Annotated in this window: 20 protein-coding genes; 16 read left to right on the forward strand and 4 right to left on the reverse strand. The window is 49.7% G+C overall.

The window, feature by feature from the left end; translation table 11 throughout:
• The first annotated feature begins 10 nt into the window (after window positions 1–10).
• From thrS to N836_RS59255, 7 genes are all read left to right on the forward strand, one after another.
• A complete protein-coding gene (thrS, locus tag N836_RS59225) occupies window positions 11–1,810 on the forward strand; it encodes a threonine--tRNA ligase (protein ID WP_023074290.1) in 1,800 nt (599 codons plus the stop codon).
• Between the two features lie 158 nt (window positions 1,811–1,968).
• Window positions 1,969–2,883 (forward strand): homoserine kinase, encoded by a 915-nt coding sequence (thrB, locus tag N836_RS59230; RefSeq protein ID WP_023074291.1) that lies wholly within the window; start codon window positions 1,969–1,971, stop codon window positions 2,881–2,883.
• A gap of 467 nt (window positions 2,884–3,350) precedes the next feature.
• A complete protein-coding gene (locus N836_RS59235) occupies window positions 3,351–4,958 on the forward strand; it encodes an NAD(P)H-quinone oxidoreductase subunit 4 (protein ID WP_023074292.1) in 1,608 nt (535 codons plus the stop codon).
• A 196-nt stretch (window positions 4,959–5,154) separates the two neighbouring features.
• Window positions 5,155–5,670 carry a carboxypeptidase-like regulatory domain-containing protein gene (locus tag N836_RS59240; RefSeq protein WP_023074293.1) on the forward strand — a complete coding sequence of 172 codons (516 nt, stop codon included), beginning with the start codon at window positions 5,155–5,157 and terminating at the stop codon, window positions 5,668–5,670.
• Window positions 5,670–6,377: a cobalt transporter CbiM gene (gene cbiM / locus N836_RS59245; protein WP_023074294.1), complete on the forward strand. Its 708-nt coding sequence runs from the start codon at window positions 5,670–5,672 to the stop codon at window positions 6,375–6,377. Before N836_RS59240 ends, cbiM begins: the two co-directional genes overlap by 1 nt.
• Window positions 6,368–7,129: a cobalt ECF transporter T component CbiQ gene (gene cbiQ, locus N836_RS59250; protein WP_023074295.1), complete on the forward strand. Its 762-nt coding sequence runs from the start codon at window positions 6,368–6,370 to the stop codon at window positions 7,127–7,129. Before cbiM ends, cbiQ begins: the two co-directional genes overlap by 10 nt.
• A gap of 144 nt (window positions 7,130–7,273) precedes the next feature.
• Window positions 7,274–8,065 carry an energy-coupling factor ABC transporter ATP-binding protein gene (locus N836_RS59255; protein ID WP_023074296.1) on the forward strand — a complete coding sequence of 264 codons (792 nt, stop codon included), beginning with the start codon at window positions 7,274–7,276 and terminating at the stop codon, window positions 8,063–8,065.
• A 6-nt stretch (window positions 8,066–8,071) separates the two neighbouring features.
• Here the strand turns inward: N836_RS59255 and N836_RS59260 are convergent, their stop codons facing one another.
• Window positions 8,072–8,428, reverse strand: coding sequence for a hypothetical protein (locus N836_RS59260; protein ID WP_023074297.1), 357 nt, complete (start codon window positions 8,426–8,428; stop codon window positions 8,072–8,074).
• Window positions 8,429–8,583: 155 nt separating this feature from the next.
• On the opposite strand from N836_RS59260, the gene N836_RS59265 reads away from it, so the two are divergent.
• Complete coding sequence (locus N836_RS59265; protein ID WP_023074298.1) at window positions 8,584–8,841, forward strand: hypothetical protein; 258 nt, start codon at window positions 8,584–8,586, stop codon at window positions 8,839–8,841.
• 220 nt (window positions 8,842–9,061) lie between these two features.
• On the opposite strand, the gene rpsD is transcribed toward N836_RS59265, so the two are convergent.
• Window positions 9,062–9,670, reverse strand: coding sequence for a 30S ribosomal protein S4 (gene rpsD, locus N836_RS59270; RefSeq protein ID WP_023074299.1), 609 nt, complete (start codon window positions 9,668–9,670; stop codon window positions 9,062–9,064).
• 187 nt (window positions 9,671–9,857) lie between these two features.
• Here rpsD and N836_RS59275 point away from each other — a divergent pair, with 187 nt between their 5' ends.
• The 4 genes from N836_RS59275 (at window position 9,858) to N836_RS59290 (ending at window position 14,268) form a co-directional block, all read left to right on the forward strand.
• A complete protein-coding gene (locus N836_RS59275; protein WP_023074300.1) occupies window positions 9,858–10,628 on the forward strand; it encodes a Uma2 family endonuclease in 771 nt (256 codons plus the stop codon).
• Between the two features lie 186 nt (window positions 10,629–10,814).
• Entirely contained in the window at window positions 10,815–11,504 is a 690-nt protein-coding gene (locus tag N836_RS59280) for an OB-fold-containig protein (RefSeq protein ID WP_023074301.1), read from the forward strand.
• A 23-nt stretch (window positions 11,505–11,527) separates the two neighbouring features.
• Window positions 11,528–13,015 carry a flotillin family protein gene (locus tag N836_RS59285; RefSeq protein WP_023074302.1) on the forward strand — a complete coding sequence of 496 codons (1,488 nt, stop codon included), beginning with the start codon at window positions 11,528–11,530 and terminating at the stop codon, window positions 13,013–13,015.
• Between the two features lie 2 nt (window positions 13,016–13,017).
• Window positions 13,018–14,268, forward strand: coding sequence for a flotillin family protein (locus tag N836_RS59290; RefSeq protein ID WP_023074303.1), 1,251 nt, complete (start codon window positions 13,018–13,020; stop codon window positions 14,266–14,268).
• A 203-nt stretch (window positions 14,269–14,471) separates the two neighbouring features.
• On the opposite strand, the gene N836_RS59295 is transcribed toward N836_RS59290, so the two are convergent.
• Window positions 14,472–14,672 carry a hypothetical protein gene (locus N836_RS59295; RefSeq protein ID WP_023074304.1) on the reverse strand — a complete coding sequence of 67 codons (201 nt, stop codon included), beginning with the start codon at window positions 14,670–14,672 and terminating at the stop codon, window positions 14,472–14,474.
• An 83-nt stretch (window positions 14,673–14,755) separates the two neighbouring features.
• Between N836_RS59295 and N836_RS59300 the strand changes: the two genes are divergently transcribed.
• Together N836_RS59300 and N836_RS59305 are read left to right on the forward strand one after the other, a co-directional pair.
• A complete protein-coding gene (locus N836_RS59300; RefSeq protein WP_023074305.1) occupies window positions 14,756–15,256 on the forward strand; it encodes a hypothetical protein in 501 nt (166 codons plus the stop codon).
• A gap of 38 nt (window positions 15,257–15,294) precedes the next feature.
• Window positions 15,295–15,735 (forward strand): hypothetical protein, encoded by a 441-nt coding sequence (locus N836_RS59305; protein WP_023074306.1) that lies wholly within the window; start codon window positions 15,295–15,297, stop codon window positions 15,733–15,735.
• Between the two features lie 18 nt (window positions 15,736–15,753).
• Here N836_RS59305 and N836_RS77130 read toward each other — a convergent pair whose 3' ends face one another.
• The gene (locus tag N836_RS77130) at window positions 15,754–16,629 is read right to left on the reverse strand and encodes a tetratricopeptide repeat protein (protein WP_268744318.1); all 876 of its coding nucleotides are present in this window, start codon (window positions 16,627–16,629) and stop codon (window positions 15,754–15,756) included.
• Here N836_RS77130 and N836_RS77135 point away from each other — a divergent pair.
• Complete coding sequence (locus N836_RS77135) at window positions 16,558–17,082, forward strand: helix-turn-helix domain-containing protein (protein ID WP_023070088.1); 525 nt, start codon at window positions 16,558–16,560, stop codon at window positions 17,080–17,082. The two genes, N836_RS77130 and N836_RS77135, sit on opposite strands and share 72 nt — an antisense overlap.
• A 5-nt stretch (window positions 17,083–17,087) precedes the next feature.
• Window positions 17,088–17,624, forward strand: a complete 537-nt coding sequence (locus tag N836_RS77140; RefSeq protein WP_268744293.1) for a transposase — start codon at window positions 17,088–17,090, stop codon at window positions 17,622–17,624.
• The last annotated feature ends 10 nt before the right edge of the window (window positions 17,625–17,634 follow it).

Genomic DNA, 17,634 nt, shown 5'->3' on the forward strand with positions numbered 1-17,634 from the left:
AGCAGTTTCCATGGCTGAGTCTGAAAACATATACCTTCCCAAAACAGACGAATCTGAAGATCTCAAGCGCATTCGCCACACCTTTTCCCATGTGATGGCAATGGCTGTACAACGGCTATTTCCTAAGGCTCAGGTCACCATTGGCCCCTGGACCGACTATGGGTTCTACTATGATTTTGACAATCCTGATCCCTTCTCTGACAAAGATCTAAAAATGATCAAGAAGGAGATGATTAAAATCATTAAAAAAGATTATCCAGTTGAGTGCGAAGAGGTATCGCGGGAAGAAGCCAAGCAGCGCATTGAAGCCCTGGGGGAACCCTACAAACTGGAAATTCTAGACAGCATTGAAGAGCCGATCACCCTTTATCACCTGGGTGAGCAGTGGTGGGATTTGTGCGCGGGCCCCCATGTCGAAAGTACTCGCAAATTAAATCCTAAAGCCTTTGACCTGGAAAGCGTGGCTGGGGCTTACTGGCGTGGGGATGAAACCAAAGCTCAGCTGCAGCGCATTTATGGTACTGCCTGGGAAACACCGGAGCAGCTGCAGGAGTATAAGCGCCGTCGTGAGGAAGCTAAAAAGCGCGATCACCGTAAGCTTGGCAAAGAGCTAGGCCTGTTCTTATTTTCCGAAGACGTTGGCCCTGGACTACCCCTATGGACGCCAAAAGGTACCTTGCTGCGCTCTACTCTGGAAGACTTTCTCAAACAGGAGCAGGTGAAACGTGGCTATCTGCCTGTGGTGACTCCCCATATTGCCAAGGTGGACCTGTTCAAAACGTCTGGCCATTGGCAAAAGTACAGCGAAGATATGTTTCCGATGATGGCGGAAACTGATGATGATCGCGCGGCGGAACAGGGCTTTGTCATGAAGCCGATGAACTGCCCTTTCCATATCCAGATTTATAAAAACGAACTGCGCTCCTATAAGGAACTGCCCATGCGGCTGGCCGAGTTTGGCACGGTCTATCGCTATGAGCAGTCTGGCGAGCTAGGGGGGCTAACGCGGGTGCGTGGCTTTACGGTGGACGATGCTCATTTGTTTGTCACACCGGACCAGCTTGATGCTGAATTTCTTAAGGTGGTTGATCTGATTTTGGCCGTCTTTAACAGCCTCCAGCTCAAGAATTTCAAGGCTCGACTCAGCTTTCGCGATCCTGACTCTGATAAATACATCGGCTCCGATGAAGCCTGGGAAAAATCCCAGAACGCTATCCGTCGGGCGGTGGAAACCTTGGGTATGGAGCATTTTGAGGGTATTGGTGAAGCGGCTTTCTATGGTCCTAAGTTGGACTTCATCTTTACCGATGCTCTGGGTCGGGAATGGCAGCTGGGAACTACTCAGGTAGATTACAACCTACCCGAGCGGTTCAATCTGGAATATGTGGCTGACGATGGCACCCGTCAGCGTCCGGTGATGATCCATCGGGCTCCGTTTGGCTCTTTGGAACGTCTGATTGGTATTTTGATCGAAGAATATGCTGGGCTATTTCCCCTCTGGCTGGCTCCTGAGCAGGTGCGGCTGATGCCGGTTACGGCTGAGCAGCTTCCCTTTGCGGAGCAGGTCGCTGACCAGATGCTGCAGCTGGGTATGCGTGTGATTGTTGATCGCAGTGGTGAACGTCTTGGCAAGATGGTGCGTAATGCGGAGAAAGCGAAGATCCCGGTGATGGCTGTGATTGGTGCTAAGGAAGTCGAGGCTAACAGTCTGAGTATTCGTACGCGCCAAGATGGGGATTTGGGTGCGATCGCAGTCGCCGATGTCATTAGCCGATTAAAAACGGCCCTTGATAGCCATGGGTACTTCTGATCTGAAATACTGATTGGTTGAACCCCATTTTTTGACAGTTCCAGGGGCACCCATAAGGGAGTGCCCCTGCTGATGTTGCGTCTTTTCCTGGTTTTCAGAAGAAAACCGTATCCCTGACCGGGCCGTCTCCTCTCCTTATCGCTCTCCAAAGACCCACAATGTCTCAAACTGCCCAAGTCACAGTCCCCGCAACCACCGCTAACATTGGTCCCGGTTTTGACTGCCTTGGTGCAGCCCTCACTCTCCATAACCACTTCACCTTCACCCCAGCCGATAGGTTAACCATCACCATCACTGGCAAAGAAGCCGCTCGTCTCAGCACTGGCCCCGACAACCTGGTCTATAAGTCCTACGAAGCGTTTTACAACCAAATCAATAAGCCCACCCCTCCCGTCCACATTGACATTGACCTGCATGTTCCTCTGGCTCGAGGGTTAGGCAGCTCCTCTACCGCCATTGTTGGTGGTCTGGTCGGTGCAAATCTGCTAGCAGGCAGTCCCCTCAATCAGCATCAGCTAGCTACCCTGGCGACTCAGCTAGAAGGCCATCCAGACAATGTTGTCCCGGCTTTACTGGGAGGCTGTCAATTGGCTGTCTATGGGACCAACGGTCCCCTAACGATCTGTCAGATTCCCTGGCACGAATCGATTGTGCCAGTCGTAGCCATTCCAGATTTTGAGCTGGCCACCGTTGATGCCCGTCGGGTGCTACCCGCAAGCTACAGTCGTGCCGATGCTATTTTCAATACGGCTCACCTGGGGTTACTAACTCAAGCGCTGACGGCGGGTAAGGGGGACTGGTTGAAAACGGCGCTTTGCGATCGCATCCATCAGCCTTATCGCAAAACTCTGATTCCCAACTACGACGATATCCATGCCAGTGCCCTTGCGACTGGAGCCTGGGGACTGGTGATCAGCGGTGCTGGTCCTACCCTATTGGCCTTGACTAGCCCTGAGGCAGTACCAACTGTCTGTCGCACCCTGGGCAGTGCCTGGCAATTAGCCAATATCCCCTACACCATCCATCAGCTAGTTATTGATCTAAACGGTACTCAAGCCAGTTTGCTCGGCTAATGTCTGCCACGGTTTACGGTATGGCGTTGACCCTGGACTTAACATCAAAAATCCTCTGGCCAGATTTTTATTAATTTACATTTACATAAGTGTGATTGATTACCCTCATATCCACTATTTATCTGTGATAGCTCAACATCTTTCCATGAGCTTTATATATTAAGGCAATTAAGAAAAACAAATGATTTTTAATGCCTTTTGACCTTATCAAAAGTTAACTAAATTACATATACTGTGACTGGGCGTATTTCAATAGGTATTTTTCCTCATCGCCGTCCGGTAAGTTAGCCTAGTGTTTTTTAACGCACACGTGCTTCTGAATTCCTCCGACCTCTTCGACTAAGGCCGCCGCGAAAACAGTAGTTCCCCTGACAGGGTACGTTGCTAAGACTAAGCCTTCTCGCTTTAAGCTAGACCAACTGCCTCTCGGTAAAATGCGCCTCTACGAGTTGTACGCATGAGTTGGCATGATCGTTGAACACTTTCCGTGGCTAACAGCGCTAGTCCTTTTTCCTCTTCTAGCGGCTATCCCCATTCCTTTGCTACCAGATAGCGAAGGTAAGTCCCTCCGCTGGTATACCCTTGGCGCTTGCTTAGCAGAACTTGGCCTCATTCTTTATACGTTTGCTAACTATTACGATCTCAATCAAAACGGCTTACAGCTAGTTGACAATTTTGCCTGGGTCCCTCAAATCGGTCTTAACTGGTCATTGGCAGCGGACGGTTTGTCCATGCCTTTAGTGATTTTGAGCGGTCTGGTCACCACGCTGGCGGTGATTGCGTCCTGGAACATTACCCTCAAGCCACGTCTTTATTTTTCACTGCTGCTACTGATGTACAGCGCTCAGGTCGGTGTCTTTCTGTCTCAGGACATGCTGATGTTTTTCATCATGTGGGAGCTAGAACTGGTACCGGTCTATCTGCTGATTTCTATCTGGGGTGGTCAGAAGCGCCTCTATGCAGCGACTAAGTTTATTCTCTACACGGCTATTGGCTCTATCTTCATTCTGCTAGCAGCCTTGGGCATGGCCTTCTACGGTGACAACCTCACCTTTAACTTCAGTGAGTTAGCGGCTAAGGACTATTCCTTACCGATGCAGCTGTTAGCCTATACCGGCTTTTTGATTGCATTTGGTGTCAAACTGCCAGTATTTCCGTTTCATACCTGGCTACCGGATGCCCACAGTGAGGCACCGGCACCGGTATCCATGATTCTGGCGGGTGTGCTGCTGAAGATGGCAGGCTACGGTCTGATTCGGATGAACATCGAGATGTTGCCCGATGCCCATGTTTACTTTGCACCTGTCCTGGCAATTTTGGGTGTAATCAACATCGTTTACGCTTCCCTGGCCGCTTTTGGTCAAGACAACCTCAAGCGTCGCATGGCCTATTCCTCTGTGGCGCACATGGGATTTGTACTACTCGGTTTAGCGGCATTTACTACCCTGGGTCTCAGCGGTGCGCTGCTACAGATGATCTCCCACGGTTTGATTGCGGCAGTTCTCTTCTTCTTGTCTGGAGTCGCTTACGAGCGTACCCACACCCTGGCTATGGACAAGATGGGCGGCATGGGCAAAGCAATGCCGGTTGCCTTCGGTATGTTTACAGCTGGTGCGATGGCATCTTTGGCCCTGCCGGGTATGAGCGGCTTTGTGGCTGAACTAGCTGTCTTCCTGGGCTTTTCCACCAGCGATGCCTACAGTACTTTCTTCAAGGCAGCCATTGTGATTTTGGCGGCTATCGGTATAATTCTTTCTCCGATTTATCTGCTGTCGATGCTGCGTCGCATCTTCTTTGGTAACCCTGGCGAGTTGGAAATTCCTGACAATACGTCTTGGGATATCAAGCCCCGCGAAGCGTTTGTGGCTATTAGTCTGCTGGTGCCCATCATTGGCATTGGTCTCTATCCCAAGCTGGCTACCCAAACCTACGATGTGAAAAGTACTGAATTGGCCAGTCGGGTGCAGAATATTCGCCTGGCTCAGGACACTGCCAATCATGGTCCTTTCTATGCTCAGGTTTTGACGGCTCCTGAACTTCTGGCTAGTCGTTTGTCGACCACCAGCATCCGCTAGGTGTTAACTTCTTTATCCCTTCTCCAGGGTTAATTGAGTCTTCCAATTTGCGTTAAAGTCGCCAGTGCCTAACCTTGGGCGTTGGCGACTTTGTTGTTTTGGGCGTTTACTCAGCCCATGTCCCCCCCTGGGGCATTGAATATATAGAAGAGAAGGCGATTAACTGATTGGGGAAAATTCCTCATGTGCATCCACGATGTCTATCCCCAGTCAGGGTTTAGTCCGATTGAAGTCTTTATTCAGGCTGAGTCCATGGTTTTATAGTGTGGGTTTGGTGCTGCTGTGCGGTCAACCTGGGTGGAGTCATGCTGCGATCGCAACCGTCACCCAAACCTTTTCGGTGAAAGCCAGTTATTCATCTGGACAGCCGATGGCCTCCGCTCAGGTCCTGGTCTATAGCCCCGAAGATCCCAGTGAACCCAGGATCACCGGCCAAACCAACGCGCAAGGAGAATTTGAATTTCAACCCGATACTAACGGTAATTGGGAGGTCGTGATTCGGCAGGCGGGGCATGGCACAACTGTCAGCGTGCCAGTCGGCACTACCCAAGTAGCAGTCCAGCCCCAGCACACTGAAACTGAGTCTACAACCGCCATTGTGGCTACATCAGACCCCGCTACCAGCCCCGTACAACGTTGGGCCAGTGCCGGAGCCGCCTTTTGGGGGTTGATTGGGACAGTATTATTTTTTTCACGAGGTAAAAACTCCTAGTGCATATTCCAGATGGTTTTGTACCCCCCCAGCTGTGCATTGTTGGGTATGGTCTCAGTGGGTTTGTTACCTGGCAATGTTTACGACAAATTAACCGGCATTCAGATCCGACTACCCAGATGCCTAAGGCGGCTATGCTAGCTGCGGCCTTCTTTGTGGCATCGTCGATCCAAATTCCACTGCCGCCCGTCAGTTTGCATTTGGTACTCAGTGGCCTACTAGGAGCTGTCCTGGGCTATCACGCGTTTTTAGCTATCCTGATTGGTTTGTTTTTCCAGGCCCTATTTTTAGGTCACGGTGGGTTTTCCACTCTGGGAGTAAACGCCATTATTATCGGTGTGCCGGCCCTGACTGCCCATGGCGTTTTTCAACTACGACGTTGGCTACCCCAGTCGCTGAAGCCATCGCTGCGCTATGGGGTGAGTGGGTTTTTGGCGGGTGCCATTGGCATGCTTCTGGCGGTTACTTTTTTTATCAGCATCTTAATCTTTGCAGTGCCTGTCGGCTTTGATGTGGCCACCGAACGGGCGGCGCTACTGACCTTAGGTCTTGCCCATGGTCCTTTGGTCATTGTTGAGGGTATCTTTACGGCACTGATTGTGACATTTTTACAGCGAACAAAACCGGAACTGTTGACTGGCCTAGTCATGCCGTCGACTAGGCATAATCAATCGGTGCGACCATCGGGAGAGCAGCTATGCGACTAACGCTTGATCCCTATGCTGCGTTGGAGTCTCCCCTCCATCGTTGGTGGCCTCGGGCCAAATTAGTGGGACTGGGACTGTTGATGCTGGGGTTTGCTAGTGTGCAGCAGGTGCAACTGGTGCCGATTTGTCTGTTGGTGACGGCTGGGCTGTATCTGTTATCGGGACTGCCCTGGTCATTTTTGCGATCGCGCCTGCGCTATCCCGGTCTCTTTCTCCTCGGCATGGTCATCGCCCTGCCGCTGTTGTCCGGCAACACCATTCTCTGGCAGTGGGGACCGTTGGCCATTCGCCAGGAAGGACTACTGGCCATGGGGCTGATTGCTGGACGATTTCTCTCCATTGTCACCCTAGGTATGTTGTTATTGGGCACGACGCCGCTGCTAACCCTGATGGACACTCTGGTCTCTTTGGGGTTACCCTCATTGCTGGCAGAAATGGCGCTGCTGGCCTATCGCTATCTGTTTGATATTTCTGATCAGCTTGCCCTGTTACGCCAGGCCATGCGGCTGCGAGGCTTTCAACCCACTGGCAGTCGCCAGAGCTGGCAGCAACTAGCGGCGGTCACCGGCACCCTGCTCGTGCGCAGTTATGAACAATCAGAACGGGTCTATAAAGCCATGCGTTTGCGAGGCTATGGCCACAGCCGTAATAGTGCCTCCCAGCTGCGAGGCTGGGGTCGGAGCTCAGATATTGCGGCCATAGGATTGTGCGCTACCATTAGCCTGACGTTAATTGGCCTCCAGGTGTGGTAGGTGTTGCCTGGAGCATAGGTTTAACCTGCCTTTCCCAATTAAAACCTTAAGAACCCAGACTAATTCCTTTAACTCAGCACCTCAAAAATAAAAACTTATTTAAATCTCTTCAAATCTCACGCTCTTACTCTCTGAGTAGTATCTATGACGTCTCTACTACCCAAGAAAACAGTTGATTCTGTTGTGTTGCCAGCAACGGTTGCGGCAATTGCTGTTGAACATCTGTGTTTTTCTTATCCCGATCGGCCCCAGGTACTTGACGATATCTGTCTGCAAATTTCCCCTGGTCAGCGAGTTGGAATTATTGGCCATAATGGCTGTGGTAAAACAACCCTATTTATGACCTTGTGTGGTGCACTCACACCAACGTCTGGCACAGTGCGACTGATGGATAAACCGGTGGTCACTGGCGGGTTTAATCCTCAAATTGGGTTGTTGTTTCAAAATCCGAACAACCAGTTGTTTTCGGCATCGGTGCGAGAAGATATTCGCTTTGGTCCGGCTAATATGAATCTGCCGCCGCACCAGGTAGAAGAACGTGTGGATGCAGCTATTGCGCTGACTGGGTTACAGCCTTTAGCAGAGCGACCGCCCCATCATTTGTCGGGTGGGGAAAAGCAGATGGTGGCCATTGCTGGGCTGCTGGCGATGAAGCCCCAAATCGTTCTTTATGATGAACCCACCGCTAGTCTGGATATTCGCAGCCGCCGCCGGTTGATCACGTTTATGCAAGGGCTGCAGCAAACTATGGTGATTGCGTCCCACGATCTGGAGTTTTTGTTAGAGGTTTGCGATCGCGCTCTAATAATGTATCAGGGCAAGATTGTTGCCGATGGACCTCCCAGGGAGATTATGGGAGATGATCGCCTGATGCATACCTACGATCTAGAAAAACCCCATTCTTTAATTCCCCACACGATCAACCATCACCAGTAACAGCGTCTAATCCGCATGCTTTACCTGGCCATCATGCTTACTTTCTGTCGCAAAGGTCTCTTCAAAAAAAGCAGCTGTTTTTTCGAGGTCTTTCCCCCCTTTAAGGCGATAGAACGCTAATGCTCGAATTAACGCCTCATCGCGCTGAATTACTCGCACCGCCCTTGAGGCCCCCTTTTCACCTTTGTAGGGATTATCAATCCAAAGGGCATCGCTCAACCCTAGCGCAGCCACTAGCGGCGTAGAAGATTCTGTTTTTAACCGTTCAGTCACTGGGATAGGAAGATCTGCCAGTGCCTCTGCTTCGGTTAGCCGCTGAGCACGATTGATCAATGTTCGCAGCCGTTCTGAATTAATGCTCATCAACAACTATTTGCCACTTGCCTATCGGTTTCCCAGCTTGACACAGTCCTAGAACGTTTTCTCAAAAACTTTACACATCTGATGCAACCATAAGCCCATTCCGTAACGTCACGTAGCTAATGAAAACAATCACCATCGCTTCTGGGCGTTGATCCATGGCATTTCCGAGAATTTACTCAGAGCAACACTATACATCAGCTGTCACGGCTGCTGTTGCAGATCTTCTACAAAGCTATCGCGGTCATCAAATCGATGTTTTACGACAGCTGCCTTGCTACGAACGCAATGCTCGCGTCTATGAGCTATGGATTACAGCTTGGGATAGAAACGAAGATCGCTACGAGTTTATCTATGAGCTCCGGATCGGAGTCGTCAAGGGGCAGCTGATTGTCTTATCTTGGATGCCACTGTAGCCATAAAAAACCCCTCAGGCTGACGGACCTCAGGGGCAAATGGAAATAACTAAACTAGCGCGGTAAGAGCAATTGCTGATTTGGAGGACTGTTTCGATTTGGGTTAACCGCTTTTGATCAAATAATCAAAATCTAGGACTAAACCCGATCGAGTATCAGCAACGCCCAGTAGACATACATAACCGCATGCCTAACGTGTTCAAGTAGAGCGACAGTCGGTCTACGCTTTACGGGAGTAGTACTCAACCACGAGTAGCTCGTTAATGTTGAGGGCTATCCATTCACGTTCGATGATGCTATTAACTTTAGCTTCGAGCTTGTTCTTATCAAACTCCAGATGGGTAGGAATATTAGCCAAACCAGGAAATTCCAGGTTAGATTCCACCAGCTTTTTGGAAGCTTCCTTACTACGAACGCCAATCACGTCACCAGGGCGACACTGGTAGCTAGGAATGCTAACAACGCGACCGTTGACAGTGATGTGACCATGGTTAACGACCTGGCGAGCAGCGGGAATTGTAGGTCCCATGCCCAGTCGAAATATAGTGTTGTCCAAGCGCATTTCTAGCTGTTGCAGAATCACCTGCCCAGTAGAACCACTCGCACGACGTGCTTTTTTCACATAGCGCAGTAGCTGACGCTCGGATACGCCATAGTTGTAACGAAGTTTTTGCTTCTCTTCGAGTCGAATGCAGTATTCAGATTTTTTCTTCCGCGCCTGACCATGCTGACCAGGAGGATACGCCTTCCGGGCAACCTTCCGGGTTAGACCGGGCAGTTCACCCAGACGGCGAGTAATGCGGAGGCGAGGACCTCTATATCGCGCCATATGCGTTTAGTCTCCTAATTTAGGAATATTCCAGCCCCTAATTATAGGGGATAGGCTGACCAAGTACCAGATAAATTTTGTCAGACGGTGCTTGTTCACTGGGGTCGATATCCCCCAAAGGATTCGACGCTTGCAGGCTACTGGAGTGCCTAGGATATGATGAGTACATACATTCGCTGTATGGACTATGGTTACAACTATTCCTACACCTCAGTCTGAGGCAGAAGCCACCATTGTCTATCCCAGTTCTGACGGAGAGCCCGTGGCGGAAACGTTTGTCCATCTCTATGCCATGTTAGTCACCATCGAGGTGCTAACCCAATATCTGCAGGGTCAGCAAGCGACGGTGCTGGGCAACCAGTTTATGTACTATGCCCAGGGGTTTCCGCGTCTGCGAGTTGCGCCGGACGTGATGGTAATTTTTGGCGTAGCGCCTGGCGGTCGGGACAACTATAAAATTTGGGAGGAGGGAGAAGTGCCCTCGGTCGTTTTTGAAATGACCTCTCAGGGGACTCGCAGTAACGACGAAGTTTTCAAGAAAACTCTCTACGCTCAGTTAGGTGTACAGAAATATTGGCTATTTGACCCGAAAGAAGAATGGCTAGAGCCTGCCCTTCAGGGATATCGCTTACGCGGTGAAGAGTACGAACCCATCAGTGATGGCATCAGTCATGCTCTGAAGTTACGACTTGTTCATGAAGGACAGCTGATTGGCTTCTATCGTCAGGATAATGATGAACGTCTGTTAATACCCAGTGAACTTGCCGTAGCGCTTGAGCAAGAAGCTCTGGCACGGCAACAGGCAGAACGAAAAGCTGAAGAAGCACGACAGCGAGCTGAAGAAGCACGACAGCGGGCTGAAACGGCAGAGCAGGCTAAGTTAGAAACTCAGAAGAAATTGGAACGCTTGCAAGCCAGGCTTCAGGAAATGGGTATCGATCCGGACGATATTGGGTAATGTTCTTGTTTACAGGGGTCGATGGGCAGTAACCACTTCAAGGTTATGGTTATTAATCCTGAGGATATAGACAGGGAAAACGTTCTTGCGATCCCCAGGAGCCTCTAATCGTTAAAAATTGTCAGGATTTTTTAGGTCACAGACTGTATCTGACTATCACTAGGGAATGAACCCTAAGGAGATACTGTGCAGTCAATTTATTGGTTTTGTTTTGTTATCGGCGGCGTATTTGTTGCGATCGCAACCCTGGGAGGTGCCGGTGATGCCGATTTCGATGCCGATGCCGACTTTGATGCGGAGTTAGATGCTGACTTTGATGCGGAGTTAGACGCCGATGCCGATTTTGAGGGTGACCTGGAGCTTGATGGCAATGCCCCAGGTGCAGGATTTGATGCTCAAGTAGACACTGATCTCCAGCTCCTCCAAAAAGTCAAAGGGGCCTACCTCTTTAGCTTGAATATTCTAACTAGTTTCAAATTCTGGACCGTTGGCGGATTTTTCTTTGGTCTGACCGGTCTCAGCCTCAGCTGGGTGCAGCCAAACTGGTCGGCCTCTATTATTTTCGTGGCTGCTTTGCTCATGGGTATAGCACTAGGCGGCACCCTGGCAATTCTCCTGCGTCACTTGGCCCGCCGTCGTGCCGACAGCCTCATTCGCACCGAAGATTTTGCTGGACGGGTGGGCATCGTAGAACTACCTTTTGATGCCCAAAGTAAAGGCAAAGTCTGTCTGGAACTAGGCGGTAGCACGTTGCACATGATGGCATTAACGGATGACACCAAACAATTCGTACCGGGAGATAAAGTGCTCGTCGTCAATCTTGAGAAGAATCGCCTTTGGGTCGTTTCAGACGAAACCGCTGCCCAACAGAACTAACCCACACTCATTAACGGATACCCATGACACACCCTACATTCTTGCTGGGGCAATCTGCCCTAGCAAGTGATTCCAAACTATCGGCCAATGCCGAAACCAGTGAGACCGTTAGCACTGAGGCTGCTAGTTACGAACTGGCCCAGGCCCTAACGATTTCGCAGGCTAACCAAAATACAGCCCAGTTGGGAGCTGTTTTAGGCGGTAGCGCCCTGGTGCTGGGTTTGCTTGGCATTGGTGCACTGATCGTAGTGCTCAAAACATGTCTGCGAATTTGTAACCCCAACCAGATTTTGATCATCTCAGGGCGTAAATATAAAAACAGAAATGGTCAGACGGTTGGCTATCGGGTGGTTTTTGGCGGTCGTACGCTAGTTGTGCCCATCATTGAGCGGGTGCAAAGTATGGACATGACCACCATGCCGATTCCGGTGGAAGTGACTAATGCCTATGCTAGAGGGGGCACACCGTTAAATATTCAGGCCATTGCCAATGTCAAAATTTCTAGCAACCGCAGCGTTGTCGGCAATGCCATTGAGCGCTTTCTAGGCCGTAACCGCTCAGAAATTCGTCGGGTAGTCCGCGAAACCCTAGAAGGTAACCTTCGGGGTGTGGTTGCCCTACTGACCCCAGAACAGGTCAACGAAGATCGGCTTAACTTTGCAGAGCGGATTGCTGCCGATGTCGCCAAGGACCTTGGCAAACTAGGGCTGCACTTAGACACCCTAAAAATTCAAAGCATCACCGACGATGTCGATTACCTCAGCTCCATTGGTCGCCGTCGGATTGCTAACATCATTCGCGATGCCGAAATTGCTGAAGCTGAAGCCGTTGGTGAAGCCGACCGCATTGAAGCGGACTGCCAGAGACAGGCAGAAGTGGCCAAAACTCAGGCCCTGACCGTAGTCCAAGAAAAGCAAAACGAACTACGTAAAGTCAAAGCCGAACTCGAAGAACGCGCCAAATCTGAAGAAGAACGCACCATTGCCGCCGCCAAAGAAGCCCGAGCCCGAGCCGAGCAGCAGCTCCAAACCGTGCGAGCTGAACTTGAACGCCTGCGTCTACAAGCCGATGAAGTGCTGCCCGCTCAGGCTGCAAAACAAGCTCAGGAGCTACACGCGAAGGGACAGGCAGCCGCTCTAGAAGAGAACGCTAAGGCCGCTGCCCTCGTTAACGAGATGCTAGCTGCGGTCTGGGCTGAAACCGGAACTGATGCGACCCAGGTCTTTTTGATTCAACAAATTGACATGGTATTGAAAGAAGCCGCCAAAATTCCAGGTCGCCTTCATCTCAACCATGTCAATGTAATCGATAACGGTGATGGCCAGGCGATTGCCAGTCTCGTCAATGTTTACCCCGATGTTGTGCGTCAGTTCCTCAAGCAGGTAGACGATACTCTGGGGATTGATGTTACCGGTACCTTAAACCAAAAGTTAGATTTTCAGCGGCGATTAGAACCCGCTGCCATGCCTGATGCCGCAACTACTGTAGAGCCCAACATGGAGGGCAATTGATCATGGAAGGTTTAATTCTTTTACTCGTTATTCTTGGCGGTGGTTCTGGAGTTATCTCCCTAATCATTCGCAACCTTTACAAAATTTGTCAGCCCAACGAGGTGCTGATCTTTGCTGGGGCTCAACAGCGAGTTGGCCAAAAAAAGGTCGGCTATCGCCTGGTGAAAGGCGGCAGCAGCATTCGCAAACCCCTGGTAGAACGGGTACTGCGCATGGACCTGACCAACATGATCATCGAGCTCAAGGTGACCAATGCCTATTCCAAAGGCGGCATTCCGCTCCAGGTAGACGGTGTCGCCAACATCAAAGTTGCAGGTGAAGAACCCGCTATCCATAATGCCATTGAAAGACTGTTGGGTAAGAGCCGCAAAGACATTGAAAAGATTGCCAAAGAGACTTTAGAAGGAAACTTACGGGGCGTTCTTGCCAGCCTCACCCCGGAGCAGGTTAACGAAGACAAAATTGCTTTTGCCAAAAGTCTCTTAGATGAAGCCGAAGAAGATCTTGAAAAACTAGGGCTAGTGCTCGATACCCTCCAGATCCAGAATATTTCTGATAACGTACGCTATCTCGATTCCATCGGTCGTAAGCAGCAGGCTCAGCTCCAACGCGACGCCCGGATCGCAGAAGCAGAAGCCAAGGCAGCCTCTGGGATTCAAACTGCAGAAAACGAAAAGATTACCTCTGTTCGCCGGATTGAGCGTGACACTGGCATTGCTGAAGCTGAAGCTGAGCGTCGAATTAACGATGCCCTGACTAAACGGGGTGCAGTTGTCGCTGAGGTAGAAGCTGAAATTGCATCCGAACTGGTCCGGTTCCAGTCTGAAATTCCGGTGCAGCAGGAGCGGATCAAACAGGTGACTGAACAACTAAAAGCTGACGTGATCGCGCCAGCCGAGGCTGAATGTAAGCGGGCGATAGCAGAGGCTAAGGGTGATGCAGCCCAAATCATTGAAGATGGTAAAGCTCAGGCTGAAGGTACAAAGCAATTGGCTGAGTCCTGGCGTGCTGCTGGAGATAATGCCCGCGATATTTTCTTGCTGCAAAAGCTGGAAATGCTGTTAAAGACCCTCAGTGCTACGGTGCCTGATGTCGATGTCCATAATGTCACCATGATTGATGGGCAAACAGGAGGGACTGCTAAGCAGGCCATTGCGATTATCGAACAGCTCAAACAAACGACGGGTTTAGATATTGCTAGTGCGGTGAATAATCTGGCGAGTGGTACTCAGCAATTACCAGAAGGCAAGTAGAGAAACTGTTTAAGAGGGATGTTTTAAAGGGTAAAGACGTGTATCAAATCGTGCCAGTCTCCTGAGCATCGAGTGAGTCATAGCAAGGTAAATCATAGCCTCAGATGATTCGGGTATGTGACTTTTTTACCCGTTGAAACCCTTTTCATACATCCTCTCAACACACTTGCTGATTTATCAGTCTAAGAGAACAATGGTCAACGCTACATCAAACTAGAGACCTTGATGACAACTACACATCTATCTTGACGGTCGGCAGTCAAGGACTCAAATTCTTCTATCAAGACAATGTAAGATTCAGCGGTCAAAGCATCTGAGAAGCAAGCGATAAAACCTGAGTCATTCCGGGTAATAGCTCCGTGCAGTCCAACTGCAATTTCTATGGCTTGCTCAAGTTCTGTCATTTAAGTCCCCTTAATTCAGCAAGATTCATAAATTTCCTAGCATTATTTGTATCATGATTAAACGATAAAGAACCGCCATTGGAATGACTGAACTGCCGAACATCCCTAGAGATCCCCATCGCTATATTTTGAAGGACTATCAGCCAGTGATCTGCGATGATGAATCAACCTGGCGAGCTTTCATGAATGATGGAGCTAACTTGCTGGTGGCTCAAGATACGGTTGGCAAGTTTACGGTAGTGACCGTATTTCTGGGTTTTAACTATGGAAATATTGAACAACCCAGATTTTTTCAGACAACTTGTTTAGGGACCGATAGTGAGAATCGGCCTCGCTACACGGCAACTTGGGAGCAAGCGATGCTACAACATCGGGGTAAGGTCAAATGCGCTCAGATGCTGACAAATTTTGCGGCGGAACAGGCAGCAGGAATTGATCGCTCCTTCAGGTTTGTTGATTGTAAGGTAATACCTGGAGAGTTACAGTTTGTCTTAGAGTCAGAAGCGGAGGCGATTAGGGCACTGCCTGAAGATCAAGGAGATTGGCAGCGTCGAGGTCGGGTTTTAGTCTTTAGTTTTGCTTAGTTGGGCTACAATGCCTCTGACCTTAATCGCCGCTGCCCATGACTGCCCAGCTTTCTTCCGCTGAACTGCAAGCTGCTCAAGACTTGCTAAGCTCCTATGATCCGACCCAGCCAGCTCTGGTTAACCTGGTCCAGCATGATGGGGACCTGGATGCTAGCTTTGAAGACCTGGTAGCGGATGCGGCGGGGACTGCTGCCTATGGTGAGGAGAAAAAGAAGCTCAAAGAGGTATTTTTGCAGAACCTGCGGCGAGAGATTTGTGGGGATGAGAGTTTTCGTACCCAGGTAGAAGAGTACAGCAAGAAGCCAGGGCAGGCAGTACTGTTGACCGGGTTAATTGTGGGGTTGATTGATTTGGTAACATTGCCGATCAATCCGGCGTTGGCGACGGTGACAGTATTATGGGTGTTGAAATTGGGGATTCATACGTTTTGTGATTATACCGAACCGGAAAAGCCAAAAGAAGATACACAGTCCTGAGAGGGTACTTGCTCAAAGCTATTCATCATTGCTGAAATCTTCAAAGAGTTTTTCTAACTCTTCTACTGTTGCATTCAGAGAATTTGCTATTTCAGCGACAAAATCACTATCCGGATATTTACGACAAAATCGAGCAAGATTCCTCAGTGTTGTAGCTAAACCACTCTTGTCATCGTACTCAATCGAGATCTTTAAATCTTCTAAGTAACAAGCTTTAGCCTCACTAATGTTATCTAGTTCTTCGAGAACTTTACCAAGCTGGTAGTACGTGCTCGCTTGGCTGTAGCGGTCGTTGTACTCAATAAAGATATCGAGGGCCTGCTGATAGTGCGATCGCGCCTGCTCATACTCCCGCAGCGCTTGCGCCACGCTGCCCAACTGGTGGTACGTGCTCGCTTGGCTGTAGCGGTCGTTGTACTTAATGAAGATATCGAGGGCCTGCTGATAGTGCGATCGTGCCTGCTCATACTCCCGCAGTTCTTGCGACACCCGGCCCAACTGGTGGTACGTGCTCGCTTGGCTGTAGCGGTCGTTGTATTCAATCTTGATATCGAGGGCCTGCTGATAGTGCGATCGCGCCTGCTCATACTCCCGCAGTTCTTGCGACACCATACCCAACTGGTGGTAAGTTATTGCCGCTATCGACTGCTTGGTAGACAGTTCTACCTTTTTTAATGTCTTTAAAACTTGAAATACTTGTCCATAGGCTTCTTGAGCTTGATGATATTTCTGAGTTCTATAGTCATCCGCCTTGATTCTTGAGGGTAGATCGGTAAGATCAGAGAACCTGTATCCATCAGAGCATCGCCTCTGCTTATCGTTATGAGTTCGGAAACAACATCCTCCAGTAACACCTCTGCTATCGAGGAATTGAAAGCCTTCATCAAGACGCAACGTGATAGTCGTCAGGTGAAGAAAGCCCTGGCGGTTAAACTGCTCTATCAAGAGCATACCTATGAATCAATCGTCAGCATTCTGGACGTCTCGATGGGCTTTATCGCGAAGTGGAAACAGGCGTATGGAGCCGAAGGAGTCAGTAGCTTTGCTCCTCGGCACAAAGGCCGCCAAAGCTATTTGAGTCATGCGCAAAAGACAGCGGTTATCGAGTGGTTAGGAAGCAAAGATATTTGGACGTTGAATGAATTGGAGTATCACCTGGCCAGTGAATATGGGGTGAGTTATGAATCTAAACAGAGTTACTACGATTTGTTTGAGTCAGCGGGACTGAGTTGGAAGAAAACGAGTAAAGTCAATCCTAAGAAAGATTCAGCTTTGGTTGCGAAAAAAAAGCCGACATCGAACGGCTATTGGCACGCTATCGAACCGAGATTGAATGCGGCAAGTTGAGAGTCTTGTTTGTCGACGAATGTCATCTGATGAGTGGTGATCTGGAAGGCTATGTTTGGGGACGTCGCAACCAGCGAGTCGAGGTGCCCATGATCAATGAGCGGGAACGACAAACCTACTATGGGGCATTGGATTTACTGAGTAAGCGTGTCTTCATTGAGGCGCAAGACAAGGGGAATACGGCGTGTACATTGGCCTACCTGAAGTTTTTGCAACGGCAGTTTCCAGACCAGCGCTTGCTAATTTTATGGGACGGGGCCAGTTACCATCGCGCTCAAGAAGTAAAATCTGCCCTAAGCGCCTTGAACTCCGGTCTGCCAGAATCCAAGTGGCGAATACATTGTGTTCGATTTGCGCCCAATGATCCGACTCAAAATCCGATTGAAGATGTGTGGTTACAGACGAAAACGTGGGTCAGACGCATGGCTGGATTAAAGCCTTCTTTTATAGGGCTCAAGGCATTATTTGAACAATTCTGCGCACTGGAGATTTTTGATTTCCCAAAAATGCACATGTATGGAACATTCTCATTAATCAAGTAGGAAAGCTATA

This window comes from Leptolyngbya sp. Heron Island J (assembly GCF_000482245.1).
Taxonomy (GTDB): domain Bacteria; phylum Cyanobacteriota; class Cyanobacteriia; order Phormidesmidales; family Phormidesmidaceae; genus Leptothoe.